The 13,804-nt window shown below is 59.6% G+C and carries 13 protein-coding genes; 9 read left to right on the plus strand and 4 right to left on the minus strand.

The genetic code is table 11. The features are described 5' to 3' along the window. Positions 1 to 44 precede the first annotated feature (44 nt). The 3 genes from ACEN83_RS12835 to ACEN83_RS12845 all read right to left on the minus strand — a co-directional run bounded on the left by ACEN83_RS12835 (position 45) and on the right by ACEN83_RS12845 (position 3,047). The gene (locus ACEN83_RS12835; RefSeq protein WP_495580509.1) at positions 45 to 1,166 is read right to left on the minus strand and encodes a threonine aldolase family protein; all 1,122 of its coding nucleotides are present in this window, start codon (positions 1,164 to 1,166) and stop codon (positions 45 to 47) included. Between the two features lie 59 nt (positions 1,167 to 1,225). Further along, complete coding sequence (locus ACEN83_RS12840; RefSeq protein WP_495580510.1) at positions 1,226 to 1,990, minus strand: helix-turn-helix transcriptional regulator; 765 nt, start codon at positions 1,988 to 1,990, stop codon at positions 1,226 to 1,228. A 145-nt stretch (positions 1,991 to 2,135) separates the two neighbouring features. Continuing rightward, positions 2,136 to 3,047: a LysR family transcriptional regulator gene (locus tag ACEN83_RS12845; RefSeq protein WP_495580511.1), complete on the minus strand. Its 912-nt coding sequence runs from the start codon at positions 3,045 to 3,047 to the stop codon at positions 2,136 to 2,138. Positions 3,048 to 3,169: 122 nt separating this feature from the next. Between ACEN83_RS12845 and ACEN83_RS12850 the strand changes: the two genes are divergently transcribed. Then, positions 3,170 to 4,084, plus strand: coding sequence for a pirin family protein (locus ACEN83_RS12850; RefSeq protein ID WP_495580512.1), 915 nt, complete (start codon positions 3,170 to 3,172; stop codon positions 4,082 to 4,084). Positions 4,085 to 4,243: 159 nt separating this feature from the next. Here the strand turns inward: ACEN83_RS12850 and ACEN83_RS12855 are convergent, their stop codons facing one another. Continuing rightward, a complete protein-coding gene (locus tag ACEN83_RS12855) occupies positions 4,244 to 5,170 on the minus strand; it encodes a LysR family transcriptional regulator (protein WP_495580513.1) in 927 nt (308 codons plus the stop codon). 289 nt (positions 5,171 to 5,459) lie between these two features. Here ACEN83_RS12855 and ACEN83_RS12860 point away from each other — a divergent pair, with 289 nt between their 5' ends. The 8 genes from ACEN83_RS12860 to ACEN83_RS12895 all read left to right on the plus strand — a co-directional run bounded on the left by ACEN83_RS12860 (position 5,460) and on the right by ACEN83_RS12895 (position 13,633). Continuing rightward, on the plus strand, positions 5,460 to 5,975 hold the full coding sequence (locus ACEN83_RS12860; RefSeq protein ID WP_102699744.1) for a flavin reductase family protein: 516 nt from the start codon (positions 5,460 to 5,462) through the stop codon (positions 5,973 to 5,975). Between the two features lie 59 nt (positions 5,976 to 6,034). Next, positions 6,035 to 7,021: an ABC transporter permease gene (locus ACEN83_RS12865; RefSeq protein ID WP_495580514.1), complete on the plus strand. Its 987-nt coding sequence runs from the start codon at positions 6,035 to 6,037 to the stop codon at positions 7,019 to 7,021. 57 nt (positions 7,022 to 7,078) lie between these two features. Next, positions 7,079 to 8,029, plus strand: coding sequence for a sugar ABC transporter substrate-binding protein (locus ACEN83_RS12870; RefSeq protein WP_007979547.1), 951 nt, complete (start codon positions 7,079 to 7,081; stop codon positions 8,027 to 8,029). 23 nt (positions 8,030 to 8,052) lie between these two features. Next, complete coding sequence (locus ACEN83_RS12875; RefSeq protein WP_495580515.1) at positions 8,053 to 9,552, plus strand: sugar ABC transporter ATP-binding protein; 1,500 nt, start codon at positions 8,053 to 8,055, stop codon at positions 9,550 to 9,552. Between the two features lie 29 nt (positions 9,553 to 9,581). Next, entirely contained in the window at positions 9,582 to 10,379 is a 798-nt protein-coding gene (locus ACEN83_RS12880) for an SDR family NAD(P)-dependent oxidoreductase (RefSeq protein ID WP_495580516.1), read from the plus strand. Positions 10,380 to 10,581: 202 nt separating this feature from the next. Then, on the plus strand, positions 10,582 to 11,685 hold the full coding sequence (locus ACEN83_RS12885; protein ID WP_495580517.1) for an LLM class flavin-dependent oxidoreductase: 1,104 nt from the start codon (positions 10,582 to 10,584) through the stop codon (positions 11,683 to 11,685). Positions 11,686 to 11,764: 79 nt separating this feature from the next. Then, the gene (locus ACEN83_RS12890; RefSeq protein ID WP_007979537.1) at positions 11,765 to 12,649 is read left to right on the plus strand and encodes a transketolase; all 885 of its coding nucleotides are present in this window, start codon (positions 11,765 to 11,767) and stop codon (positions 12,647 to 12,649) included. Positions 12,650 to 12,652: 3 nt separating this feature from the next. Next, entirely contained in the window at positions 12,653 to 13,633 is a 981-nt protein-coding gene (locus ACEN83_RS12895) for a transketolase family protein (protein ID WP_495580518.1), read from the plus strand. Positions 13,634 to 13,804: the final 171 nt, after the last annotated feature.

A 13,804-nucleotide genomic window follows, 5' to 3' on the forward strand; every position in this document is an offset into this window, starting at 1 on the left:
TGAGAGTGAGCACCGCCGCCATCCGTCATTGCGCCTTGCGCCCGTTATGCGTGTACCGACCTCACCACTCGCCTCACATGGCTCAACAGGTGATCGACATCCTCGGCGGTGGTGGCGAACGAGGTGACAAAACGCACGATGTTAGGGCCCCAGCGATCATGGTAGAAGACGAACCCGGCCTTCAGCAGTGCATCGATCACGGCAGAGTCCAGCCGACAGAACAGGATATTCGCCTCGGTGCCACCCAGCACTTCAACGCCGCTCAGCCCGGCAAGCCCCTGCGCCAGGCGCTGGGCGGCATCGTTGGCCTTGCGGGCATTGCGCAGCCAGAGATCATCGGTCAGGTACGCATCGATCTGCGCCGAAAGAAATCGCATTTTGGAGAAGAGATGGCCTGCACGCTTGCGACGGTAGTTCAACTCGGTCGCGAGTGATGAGTTGAACAGGACGATGGCTTCCGCCGCCAGCACGCCATTCTTGGTGGCGCCAAACGACAGGGCATCCACGCCGGCCTTCCAGGTCATCTCTGCCGCCGAACAACCCAGGGAGACCAAGGCGTTGGCGAATCGGGATCCATCCATATGGAACCCGAGGGAGGCCGACTTGCAGACCTCACCGATGGCCGCGATGTCGTCCAGGGTGTAGACGCTGCCGACTTCGGTGGCCTGGGTGATGCTGACGCAGGCGGGCTGGGTCGTGTGCACGTCACCCAGCTTTTCGCGGGTGCGCTCACGCAGTCGGTTGATGTCCAGCTTGGCCGACGGGCCGTCGATGGTCATCAGCTTTGCGCCGTTGGAGAAGAACTCAGGCGCGCCGCATTCATCGTTGTTGATATGACTGGCGGGATGGCAATAGATGTTTCCCCAGGGTGGTGTCATCGCGCTCAGGCACAGGCCGTTGGCGGCGGTGCCGGTGGGCACGAGAAGGACCTCCACGTCGCGCTCGAAGATCTCGCTGAATTTGCGCTGGACCTGCGCCGTCAACTCGTCGCTGCCATAGGGCCCCGCCTGGCCCGTGCTGTGTTTGGCGAGGGCGTGTGCCACCTCCGGCGATGCGCCTGCGATGTTGTCACTTGAAAAACCCAGGGCGGGCGCTCTGCTTGTTTCACCGTTCATCATCCAACTCTCGGCTGCGCAGGCGAAGGTGTTTCGCCTGGATTGGCGCATCCTAGGGAGAGGGGCGGTTGTCGCGCTTGTAAAAAATTGACGCTCGCCTGTGCGACGCCCTAAGTCCTGTAGCGCGAGGGGGCGACGCCGAATGCCTGGCGAAAGGCGCGGTTGAAATGGCTCTGATCGTAAAAGCCGACGGCGTGGGCGACATCGACGATCGATTGACCGCTGCGCGATAGCAGGCCACACGCCCGTTCCAGACGCAGCCGAAGCAGCCACGCGTGCGGCGTCATGCCGATGGTCCGCTTGAATTGCTTGAGGAACGGGAATCGGCCCAGACCGCACAGTCCGGCAAGATCATCGAGCGTGATGCGCTGATCGATGTGACTGAAACAATAGTCCCTGACGCGCGACCATTGCAGGGCTGAGAGCGATCCGGGAATGCTTTCGGGCGTGATTGTCCGTGACTGGCGCAACAGGCGTTCAAGCAGGGTGATCCATTGCGCCTGCACCGCGAGGCTGCCGGGGCTGACGTGCTGCTGCATCGCTTCGTGCAGCCCGCGCAGGTTGCCGACAAGCCGCGCGTCCTCCAGCAACACACTGGTCAACTCAAGTTCTCTCGGTTGACCGCTGATCTCCTCGGTCATGTCCGCGATCAGTGCTTGCGACAGGCGGAACGTCTTGAGCGTATAGGCGCCGCCGCCTTCGGACGCACCATCGTGAATTTCACCCGGCGGCATCAGGGCAATACGGCCCGGCCCCAAAAGAAACGACTCGCCTTTCGAACGATGACGCTGGATGCCTTCGGTGACAAAGCCAATGTGGAAATCGAGGTGGTAATGGCGGTCGAAGCCGACATCGGCAAAGCGTGCGGAACCCAAGACCAGGCCTGGTACTTCGGACACGTGATGGTACTTGGCATGCTCAGTCATGGGACCCGTTCAACAATCGGCGAGGAGGGCAGGGGCGCACAAAGTCTAGGTGCTCACGCGGTTCAGATCCATGGGGTGCCAGTAACGGGGGTGGTTAGCGAGGCTCCTGCGGTGCGTCTGCCGTATTCATCTTCTGGATCACCAGCCCGATGAATGCCGATACCGCCAGCGGCAGCTGGCGGCGGCTCGGATACAGCACGTTCAGCCCATAGCCTTTGGGTTGGTATTGCGGCAGTACCGGGATCAGTGCGCCGGTCTCTACCTCCAGCCTGGCCATTACGGGCGGCAGCAACGCGATGCCGAGCCCGGCCACGGCGGCTTTGCGCAATGCCTGGGCGGTATTGCCGCTGAAGCGCCCGGTAACCTGCACTTCTTCCTCGCCATCGGGACCGACCAGGCGCCAGGTGGCGTGGCCGCCCGGCTGCGCGGAGATCACACAGTCGTGGTCCGCCAGGTCCTGCAGGGTGCGGGGGGCGCCGCGCGCCGCGATGTAGGCCGGACTGGCCACCATGCCGACGCTGCGCGGATCAAGGATCTGGCGCCCGACAAAGCCCGAATCGCGCAAGGGGCCGCCGCGAAAGGCGACGTCGATCTGTTCTGCGATCAGGTCGGCCTTCGCATCGCTGAGCACGAAATCGAGCCGCACGCGCGGGTGCGCGGCCAGAAACTCGCTCACCCACGCCATCTGGAAAAAGTCGAAAAAGTCAGCGGGAGCCGCCACGCGTACCAGCCCGCTGGGTTCGTTGCTGCCGGTCATCAACGCTTGTCCCGCTTCGAGCAGTCCATCGACGGCGCCCACGCAACGCTCGTGAAAGCCTTGGCCGGCACTGGTGAGCGTGAGCTTGCGGGTCGAGCGTTGCAGCAGCCGTGTGCCGAGGTGCGCTTCGAGCTGCTGGATGCGGCGACTCAGGGTATTGGGCGGCATGCCCAGCCGGCGCGCCGCCTCGGCAAAGCTGCCGCAGCGGACTACCTGGACAAACATCGCGATGTCATTGAGGTCGAGCATGGCCGGTCATTCCTGACGTGGGTGGACGAGTGCAATCCAATTGTACCGGCTAATCAAGTAATCGGCCTCGCTCTATTGTCTGGGGTATCGGGCCGCGAGGCCTCCTGTTTAGAGTGATCCTGATGAATGCTCTGCCACAGCCTTACAACGCGGTTGCTCCGGCCACTGCGCGTGAAACCGACACTTACCGGGCGATCAGCTACCGCACCACAGGCAGCGGGCATGGCGCCATCGTCCGGTTGATGAGCCCCGGTGATCTCGGCCACCTGATCAAGCCCTTTGTGTTCCTTGATCTGTTCGAAGGTGAGAGCTCGTTCATCAACGGCATGCCCATGCATCCGCACTCGGGCATCGCCACCGTCACCGTCATTACTGAAGGCAACCTGCGCTTCGAGGATGCGGATTCTGGCAAGGGCATGATCGACTACGGCGGTGTCGAGTGGATGCGGGCCGGAGGCGGGGTCTGGCACGGCAAGGAAATGTCGATGGGGACATCGAAACGGATCCAGGGCTTTCAATTGTGGGTGGCACTGCCGCCGGCGTTGGAAAACGCCAGTGTCGACAGCCAGTACCTGGAGTCGGGCGCGATGCCCGAAGTGGGGCCGGCGCGGGTGATTCTCGGCACCTATCAGGGCGTTCAGAGTCCGGTCCGCGCTCCCGCCGGCATGAATTATCTGCTGGTCACGCTGCGTGCCGGGGAATCCTGGAGCTATGTACCGCCCGACGGACATGAGTCGTTGTGGTTGAGTGTCAGCCGCGGATCCCTTGGCGCGCCCGGGGTGGTCATGGCAGGAGAAATGGTGATCTTCGAACCCGGTAGCGGTGCCGTCACGCTCAAGGCCATGCACAAGGACACGGTCTTCGTGATCGGCTCGGCGTTACCCCATCCCCATGAACTGGCACTGGGCAACTACTCGGTGCATACCAACCCGCAAGCCTTGCGGGCGGGGGAGGCGAAAATCGCCGAGATTGGCGCCCGGTTGCGCGAGTATCTGAAAAAGCCCGACGGCTCAGGCAGCGTGCCGGTTTTCAAATAACCCGGATGTGCTGGTCTGACCGATTTGGTGCCGGTCGAAGGATTTTGAGATGGAACGGGGGCTTCGCTGTATCGAGAAGCCTCACGCCTGTGGACTCCAACGGTGGCTCCAACAGTGCTCTGTTCGTCAGATCAAGGCCGATGTCTTGAGCAGGTCTTGTCAGGGGAAGGGCAGGTTGTATCGGGACGGCGTGTCGAGTTTCTTGAAGTACTGCACGGCAAAATCGACGAAGGTCTTGACCCGTAACGGCAGCTTTTTTCCACCCTCGGTCAGCAGGTGAAACCCGGTGCTGGGGCATTGATAGTCTTCAAGCAGCGGGACCAACCGTTTGGCTTGTATGTCGTCCGCCACCTCCCAGGCTGACTTCCAGATGATCCCCAAGCCTTGAACGCCCCATTGGCGCAAGGTGAAACCGTCGTTGGCCAGCCGATTGCCCTTGACCTGAATGGTGGTCGGCACGCCTTTATCCATGAATTTCCATCGATCAAGTGTGAAGTCTGCACTCAGGTGTACCAGGCAGTTGTGATGCTGCAGGTCTTCAGGGCTGAGCGGTGCGCCGTGCTGCTCAAGATACTGCGGAGAACAGCAAACTATATGCCGGTCCACTCCAAGGGAGCGGGCGATAAGTGTGCTGTCCGGAAGGTCGCCGAACCTGATTGCAATGTCCGAGCCGGACTCGACAAAGTCCAGTACGCGGTCAGTGAGAAAAAGGCGAATGCGGATATGGGGATTTTCGCTGATGAAGCTATCGACCAGTTGACTGATCCACTGCCGACCCAGATCGGTAGGGCACGTCAGGCCGATAGTACCCAGCAAATCGCTGTGGCCGTTTTTGATGATGCTGTCGAGGGTGTCGACCTCCTCGAGAATTCTCTGCGCATTTTCAAACAGCAACTGCCCTTCGGCGGTAGGGCTCAAGCTTCGGGTGTTGCGCTTGAGCAAGCGCAATCCATAGAAGTCCTCCATCGCCTTGAGTCGACCACTCATGGCCGCTGGCGACAGGCCCATTTGCCGACCCGCCGTTGAAAGTGAACCTGTCTGAACGACAAGGCGAAACAGCCGCATGTCCTGCAATCGATCGACCATGGGAATTTCGCCTCGTGAAAGTTGCTTTTTATTGCTGTCAAAGTATCAGTCAATTATTCAGTAAAAACCATCTAATCAAAGAGTCGACGGATAAGGTGAATAAGTTCGCAAGCGCTTTGGAATAGGGGTTTGAGGGTGTCTGTGAAACGAATTCAAATATGTTTGTTGTTTGGTTCATCTTTCAGCTTTGGTGAAGAGTCAATTTCCTAAAATCGAATAGAAAAGTCCGGTTGATTGTTAATAATGCTAGCCAGTGCCTGTGAGTCACAATAAAAAGAGGGTTTATGCTATGCGCGTTCAATATCAAGAGGCCGCCCCTTCGATAGACCTGGCCGGTCAGTTCAAATTGGCAATGGGCCGCTTTGCCTCTTCTATAACCCTGATCACCACACTTGATGACGATGGTCAGCCCCACGGCCTGGCTGCGACTGCCTTTTCCTCGGTGTCGATGGACCCTGCGTCGGCCCTGATCTGTGTCAATCGCAGCGCAAGTGCCTCACCGATCATCAAGCGTTCCGGGCTGTTCTGCGTGAACATGCTGCAAAGTCAGCACGAACCGATCTGCAAAATATTCAGCCAGCCCGATCTGCGCGAACGGCGTTTTGTCGAGGGTGACTGGCGCACGGGTGTTCACGGTATTCGTTACTTGGCCGACGCCCAGGCGGCGATCTTTTGCGAAGTAGTGCAGGAGATTGAACACGGCACGCACACGGTGATTATCGGCAACGTTATTTATGTCATCACGCAGCCACTGGACGAGCCACTTCTTTATATGGAGGGGCGTTACAGGGAGTTGGGTCGTTAATTCGTAGTTGGCGCGTACTGCTCGATCTTATAACAATTACATAAGAAGTGGATGTGGGTATGAATAATCAGTTGTTGGCAAAAACAAGACTGCCCGGGTCGGTTCCAAAGTGGGTCGGTCTGGATAACAGTGTGGCGGGGCCGATGGTCGGGCTTTTATTGTTATGTGCAGTATTGACCTTCTTTACCGATAGTTTTCTGACCTTGAGCAACCTGCTCAATGTGCTGGATCAAGTGACGGTGCTGGGCATCATGGCACTGGGCATGACGCTGGTGATTCTCATCGGTGGCATCGATCTGTCGGTGGGTGCAGTGCTGGCGGTAGCGATCATGGTCATGAGTTGGCTCGAGCAGGTTCTCGGCCTGCCGATGTGGGCGGCCATGCTCGGAGCGATAGCCGTTGGTGCAGCGTGTGGATCGACCACGGCCTTGCTGGTGGTTCGGGCTGGCCTGCCATCATTCATTGCGACGCTGGCGATGATGTCCATAGCACGTGGCCTGGCCTATATGGTCACGGACGGCGCGCAAGTCAGCGGATTTCCGGAGTGGTTCAGCAACCTCTCGGTTATTCGCTATGGCGGCGTGCTGTCGCTCACCGTGAGTTGTTTCGTGGTGCTGGCACTGCTGTTCTGGTTCGTTCTCAAGTTCACGGTGCCCGGTCGCAGCCTGTATGCCATCGGCGGTAGCAGCAAGGTGGCCAAGCTCGCCGGTATCCGGGTCAAGGGTTACACCAGCGCGGTGTACATCATCTCCGGCATCTGTGCGGCCCTGGGCGGCATCATCATGACGTCCCGCCTGGACACCGCCGGTGCCGGCGCGGGTGTCGGCTACGAACTGGATGTGATCGCTGCCGTGGTGATCGGCGGTGGCAGTCTCAAGGGCGGTGCGGGGAGTGTGGTCGGCACGATCATCGGCGTATTGATCATCGGCGTTTTGCGCAACGGCCTGAACCTGGCCGGTATTTCTCCCTTCGTCCAGCAAGTGGTCATCGGCGCGGTGATCGCTTTCGCGGTGATGCTCGACTTGCTCAAGCGCAAGGCCGACTGATCCCGGGTCATTGACCAACACCCGCCTCGTTCCACGCACAATAAAAAGGTAAGAAACATGAACCTGTCTGCTTTTTCGCTTCGTTTTCTGTGGTTGCCATTGCTGGGCTGCCTGATGTCGGCCGGTGCTTACGCTCAAAGCAAACCTACGGACGAAATCACCGTGGGGATGTCGATCCCGAGCCTGCAATGGGTGTTCTACCTGATGGTTCGAGACGGTGTCATGGAGCAAGCCAAGACCCTCGGCATCAAGAATGTGCTGGTGGCCGATGCACAGGCCGATCCCGCGCGCCAGGTCAGTCAGATTCAGGACATGTTGAGCAAAGGCATCGATGTGCTGCTCTACACCGCCACCGGTAGCGCTGCTTCGGCCGTGCCTGTGCGCCTGGCGCGACAGCAGGGTGTGCCGGTGATCTGCATTGACAACTTTCCGAAAAACGTCGAATGCGATGCCTACATCTCTACCGACAACCTGGCCGCGGCGGGCGAGCTGGCCCGGCAAATGATCAAGTTGACGGGCGGCAAGGCTGAAATCGGCCTGCTGCAAGGGACTCTTGGCGATTCCACTGAAGTCGCTCGGGCCAAAGGCCTGGATGCGGTGCTTTCCGAGGCCCCGGAGATGAAGATCATCGACCGCAAACCGACTGACTGGCTGCAGGACAACGGCTTCAAGGTCGCCCAGGACATGCTGCAAAAGAACCCGAAGATCAACGTGTTCATCGGACGTTCCGATGCGCCGGCGCTCGGTGCGGCTCAGGCGGTAAAGGTGGCCAACATCGATCACAAGGTCTGGGTGTTCGGTTATGACGGTTTGCCATCTGCCCTGGAAGCGATTCGCGATGGAAAACTGGACATGACCATCACGCAACAAGCCGTGGAAATGGGGCGTACCGCGTTGCGTACCGCGGTCGATCTGCAGCAAGGCAAACCGGTGACCAAGACTCAGCTGTTGCCGGCCTTCGTCACCACCCGGGAAAACGCAGCAACCTTCCTTGAGCAGCATCCTTGAGACCGGTGAAGGGAGGGCAAGTCATGAGTGCGATCAATACCACCCAGGCGCCGTTGTTCCGTGCAAGCAACATCGGCAAGTCATTCAACTCGGTCAGGGTGCTGGAAGATATCAGCCTCGATATCGGCTATGGAGAAGTGGTGGCATTGCTGGGGGAAAACGGCGCGGGTAAATCGACCTTTTCCTCCATCGTCGCCGGCGCACTGACGCCGTCCAAAGGCACGATGTTCCTGGCCGGTGAACCCTACGCGCCGAGTGGACCGGGGGCTGCGATGGCGCTGGGGATCAACATGATCCATCAGGAAGTCCACCTGCTGCCTGACCTGAGCGTGGCGGAGAACGTTTTCCTCGGTCATCTGCCGACCCGCGACGGCATCATCGACCGCAAGAAGATGTTCCGTGAAACAGAGACGCAACTGCGGCGCCTGGGTCTGGATATCTCGCCGGACACACCGGTGCGGCAACTGAAAATCGCCGCCCAGCAGCTGGTGGAAATCGCCCGGGCCCTGACGCTCAACTCGCGTCTGTTGATTCTCGACGAGCCGACCGCAGCCCTGGGCAAGGACGAAACCGACCTGCTGTTCAAACAGATCGAGGAACTGAAGAAGGAGGGCGTGTCCTTCATCTACATCAGTCATCGCATGGACGAGATCGCGCGGATCGCCGACAAGGTCGTGGTCATGCGCGATGGTCACCTGATCGCTCGTCACGACAGCGGAAAGGCCGATGTCGGCGTCCTGGTGTCGCAGATGGTGGGGCGCCCGATCGACCGTTTGTTTCCGGAGTTGCCGACCCCAGGGGATGCGTCGGTATTGAGCGTCGAGCATCTGTCGGACAAGGCGGGGCGCTTTCACGATGTGTCATTTTCAGTGAAGGCCGGGGAGATTTTCGGCATTGCCGGTATCGTCGGCGCCGGTCGAACGGAGCTGGTTCAGGCGATCGCCGGGTTGAGTGCGTTGAGCCAGGGCAGGGTGATGCTGGGGGATCGGACACTGCCAGCCAATAACGTGCTGGCGGCGATCCATGCCGGTGTCGTGCTGATCCCGGAGGACCGCAAATCCGAAGGCGTGGTGCTGAGCCAGACGATTGCCGAGAACCTGGCCTACTGCAATCTGGATAGTCTCAGCTCTTGCGGCGTCATGGCCAATCACCGGGTAGCGGCATTCGCTCGTGAACGCATTGCGACGCTGGGGATCAAGGGCGTGGCGGGGCAGATGCTCGACAAGTTGTCCGGCGGCAACCAGCAGAAAGTGGTGATCGCCAAATGGATCGCGCGCAATCCGAAAGTCATCATCCTCGATGAGCCGACCCGAGGCATCGACATGGGCGCACGCGCGGCGATTTACGAGCTGATCATCAATCTGGCTAAAACCGGGGTGTCAGTGATTGTCGTCAGTTCCGACCTGGAGGAAGTCATCGGTCTGTCCCATCGGGTCATGGTCATGGCGCGCGGCTGTTCCCAGGGCATTCTGCATCGGCCGCAGATTGCCCCCGACAGCATCATGACCCTGGCCACCGCTTGATGACGGGGATTAATCGAGGAGGAGCAAACATGTCGAATCCGTACCAGGCACTGCCGTATCGGCCCTTTGCCGAACTGCTGGATTTGTCCGGAAAAACCGCCGTTGTCACCGGCGGCAGCAACGGCATCGGCTTCGCCATCAGTCGGCGCCTGGCCGAAGCAGGGGCCAATGTACTGATCGGCAGTCTGGCGCCGGAGCGCAGCGGCGAACTGATCGAGGCCGGTTTCGCCGTGGACTTTCACGCCACCGATGTCAGTCGTCCGAGTGACATTCAAGGGTTGGCGGACACCGCGATCGAGCGTTTCGGTGGCCTGGATATCTGGGTCAATAACGCTGGCGTCTACCCGCTCCAGGCGGTTGATGACATCGATGCGGGTTTCTGGGACGCAGTCCACGCGATCAATACGCGGGCGGTGTTTCTGGGCGCTCAGGCCGCACAACGACAAATGCGCCGGCAGAAAAGCGCCGGGGCGATCGTCAATCTGTCGTCGATTTGCGCTCACCGACCCATGGCCAATCACTGCACCTATGACGCTTCAAAGGGCGCGGTTCTGGCCATGACCCGGAGCCTGGCGAAGGACTTGAGTGCCTTCAACATTCGGGTCAATTCGATCTCTCCGGGCTTGACCGCGACGCCGGGCAACCTGGCGCCGGAACTGCTCGAACAGCACCGGCAGAACAACGTGCTGGGCAACATCGGTTTGGGGCGGGCGGCCGAGCCCTGGGAGATCGCCGATGCCGTGCTGTTCCTGGTTTCGCCGCTGTCGTCCTATGTGACGGGCATCGATTTGCTGGTGGACGGCGGCTGGTTGCTGCACGGAAGTTGAAGCACAAACAACGCATTTGAGGGTGAGTTGTACGCGCTGAAGTCACGCGTCAATCGCCCCGGATATTTAACCCATTCCTTGAACGTTGCGACTTGCAGCGCGGGCACTGGCACGCCTGCGAAACGAGCGCTCGTCATGAAAACGGTGTGCAGCGAAAACAGTTTCGCTGTGCACCGGTCACTGAAAACAGCAGGAGAACGACATGAAACTCGCCATGTTCATGCAGCCACTTCATCACAAGGGCTGGGACTATCACGAGATGTACGATCAGGACATCGCGTGTGCCGTCCATGCCGACAGCGTCGGTTTTGATGAGCTTTGGGTCGGTGAACATACCTCACAGCGCACCGAGCCGATTACCAATGCACTGCAATTTCTGTCCACCCTGATTCCGCTTACCCAACGCATGAAACTGTGCACCGGAGTGCTGAATCTACCGCACCATTTCCCGGCGCGAATCGCCGCCGATGCCGCGATGTTCGACCACATGTCCAAGGGGCGTTTCATCATGGGCATCGGCCCGGGTGGGCTGGCTTCCGACTTCGAGGTGTACGGCAGCAACGGCAAGGATCGCGGGCAGATGATGGTGGAGTGCTACGAGATGATCCGTGCGATCTGGAACTCGGGCGCGCCCTATGATTTTTCCTCGCAGCACTACCAGGTCAGCCTCAAGGAATCGGTGCACCACGAACTGGAGATCGGCTACATGCCGACGCCATTCCAGAAGCCGTTTCCTCGGGTAGCAACCACGGCCATGAGTCCGTTTTCCGGCACCGCAAAACTTGCGGGCGCCAGGGATTGGGACCTGATGTCCGCCAACTTCAACCCGACGGCAACGGTGGCTTCCCATTGGCTGGCTTACTGTCAGGGCGCGGAAAGTGCCGGGATCAAGGCCGATGCCAATAATTGGCGAGTGGCCCGTTCGGTGTTCGTTGCCGACTCCCAGGCCCAGGCCGAAGACTATCTGGCGCAAGAGAGCTGCACGCTGCGGCGCTACTTCGACTACATGATCGATAACCTGGCCACCAACCATTACACCAAGATCTTCAAGACCCGCCCCGACATGACCGACGAGGATGTGACGGTCGACCACTGCATCAAGGAAATGGTGATTTACGGCGACGTCAATTCCGTCACCGAGCAACTGGTCGCGTTCAGTGAGCAGACCGGGCCGTTCGGCACCTTGATGACCACCTTCCACGAGTGGGACGACGAAGCGCTGTGGCGGCGCTCGATGCAGCTGACCGCGCAGCAGGTCATGCCGCGCCTCAACGACTACATGACGCCACGCTTGAAAGCGCAGTAATCGCCCGATTGCGCTGGGCTTATGTGCGGCCGCGTCGCGGATGCGGCCGAAACTCTGGTATTGCGCCTGGACACGACATATGACTGATTTGACGAATTTCCGCGAAAGCGCGGATCACGCTTTTGAACTGACCGAGAACGAATTGTCTCGACTGCGGGAGAAGGCCCAGTTCATTCGCCTGGAAACCATCCGGCTGATCGAGATCGCCAAGGTCGGCCACTACACCTCAGTGTTCTCTGCCGCCGAGTTGTTCGCCGCGTTGTATTACGACGTGATGGACCTGCGGTTCGCCGAGCCAAAATGGCCCGACCGTGACCGTTTCATGATGGGTAAGGGGCATGCGGCCGTCGGGTTGTTTCCAGTGTTGGTGGAGTGGGGCTTCTTCGCCAAAGAAATCCTCGACAACTACACGCGTCTCGGTAATCCCCTGGGCGACCACCCTGATATGCGCAAAGTCCCCGGTGTGGATTTCTCCTCCGGTTCCATCGGTCATGCCCTGTCCGGCGGCTTGGGCATGGCCCTGGCCGGGCGGATGCTGGGCAAGTCGTTCACCACTTACGTGATGCTCGGCGACGGGGAAATGCAGGAAGGGCAAGTATGGGAGGCGGCACTGTCGGCGGCCCACCACAAGACTGCAAACCTGGTGGCAATCATCGACCGCAATGGCTATCAGCTCGACGGTAATGTCGATGACGTCATCGGTATCGAGCCGTTGGCGGACAAGTGGATTGCTTTCGGTTGGGAGACCCACGTGGTGGATGGCCATGATCTCGCTGCCGTCACCAGCCTGTTGCGCCGCCTCAAAGCCGACACGACGCGCACACAGCCGGTGTGCGTCATCGCCAATACGGTCAAGGGCAAAGGGGTTTCCTACATGGAAACCGAGCCGGGTTGGCACCTGGGGTATCTCGATCCCGAAGATGCGCAGCGTGCTATCGACGAAATCAAAAGCAAGGTGATCTAACTCATGAATACCGCACCTCTGTCGAACAACTCCTGGCAGTACCGGGAACTGAACAGCCAGACACCGAGCTTGAATGCCTTGTCGGATGCCCTGATCGAACTGGTCGAACGGGGCGAGCCAATCGTTGCCGGAACCGCCGACCTTCAGTACTCCAACGGCCTTTCTAAATTTGCCGAACTGCATCCAGAGAAATTCGTGCAGTTCGGTATTTCCGAACAGAACATGGTATCTGCCGCGGCCGGGATGGCCGCAGTAGGCATGAAGCCGTTCGTAGCGACCTTTGCGTCCTTCCTGCCATTGCTGTGCTGCGAGCAGATCCGTATGGACGTCGCGTATTCAGCCTTGCCGGTGCGCCTGATCGGCCACCACGCCGGGATTTCCCTGGGCTTCTACGGCACCTCGCACCACGCCACCGAGGACCTGGCGATCATGCGTTCGATTGCCGATATCACGGTGGTTGCTCCAGCCGATGGCAATCAGCTCAAGGCGGCGATCCTGGCTTCGGCCAACTACCCGCAACCGATCTACTTCCGCATCCAGCGCGGGCGTGATCCGGTGGTGTATGAAACCGTTCCGGACTTTGTCTTTGGCAAGGCAACCGTGCACCTGACGGGCGATGAACTGACCATCATCGCGACCGGCTCCACGGTTCACCCCGCCCTTGAAGCGGCGCGAGCCTTGAATGCTGCGGGGCGCTCGGTAGGCGTGATCGATATGACCACCATCAAGCCATTGGACCGTGAAGCGGTATTGACGGCTGCGCGCAACAGCCGGTCCATTCTTACCGTTGAAGAACACAACATCATTGGCGGTCTGGGTGGCGCCGTGTGTGAAGTCATCGCCGAAGAAGGTATTGGCGTCAAAGTGCGACGCCATGGGATTTACGACGAGTACAGCCTCATTGCGCCGCCGACTCACCTCTATCGGCATTACCGGCTGGATGCGGCGGGCATCGAAAGCGTGGCGCGGGAGGTGTTGGGTTAAGCCTTGATATCGGGTGGGGGCGAGCCTGCTCGCGATGGTGTGTCAGTCGCCGATGATTCGACGCATACATCGCTTTCGCGAGCAGGTTCGCTCCCACATGACTGACCGGCAGTAACGCCATAACGAATTTCCCCTTTAGGCTTAATGGGCCTGGCGTGCAACGAGGGTCTT

The organism is Pseudomonas sp. Pseusp49, from assembly GCF_059491875.1.

Bases quoted from the DNA above. Each gene is read 5' to 3' on its own strand.
- ACEN83_RS12850 (WP_495580512.1), top strand. From the start codon at position 3,170: ATGAATGCTCTGCCACAGCCTTACAACGCGGTTGCTCCGGCCACTGCG.
- ACEN83_RS12885 (WP_495580517.1), top strand. From the start codon at position 10,582: ATGAAACTCGCCATGTTCATGCAGCCACTTCATCACAAGGGCTGGGAC.
- ACEN83_RS12845 (WP_495580511.1), bottom strand. From the start codon at position 3,047: ATGCTCGACCTCAATGACATCGCGATGTTTGTCCAGGTAGTCCGCTGC.
- ACEN83_RS12875 (WP_495580515.1), top strand. From the start codon at position 8,053: ATGAGTGCGATCAATACCACCCAGGCGCCGTTGTTCCGTGCAAGCAAC.
- ACEN83_RS12855 (WP_495580513.1), bottom strand. From the start codon at position 5,170: ATGGTCGATCGATTGCAGGACATGCGGCTGTTTCGCCTTGTCGTTCAG.
- ACEN83_RS12890 (WP_007979537.1), top strand. From the start codon at position 11,765: ATGACTGATTTGACGAATTTCCGCGAAAGCGCGGATCACGCTTTTGAA.
- ACEN83_RS12865 (WP_495580514.1), top strand. From the start codon at position 6,035: ATGAATAATCAGTTGTTGGCAAAAACAAGACTGCCCGGGTCGGTTCCA.
- ACEN83_RS12895 (WP_495580518.1), top strand. From the start codon at position 12,653: ATGAATACCGCACCTCTGTCGAACAACTCCTGGCAGTACCGGGAACTG.
- ACEN83_RS12880 (WP_495580516.1), top strand. From the start codon at position 9,582: ATGTCGAATCCGTACCAGGCACTGCCGTATCGGCCCTTTGCCGAACTG.
- ACEN83_RS12870 (WP_007979547.1), top strand. From the start codon at position 7,079: ATGAACCTGTCTGCTTTTTCGCTTCGTTTTCTGTGGTTGCCATTGCTG.
- ACEN83_RS12860 (WP_102699744.1), top strand. From the start codon at position 5,460: ATGCGCGTTCAATATCAAGAGGCCGCCCCTTCGATAGACCTGGCCGGT.
- ACEN83_RS12835 (WP_495580509.1), bottom strand. From the start codon at position 1,166: ATGCGCCAATCCAGGCGAAACACCTTCGCCTGCGCAGCCGAGAGTTGG.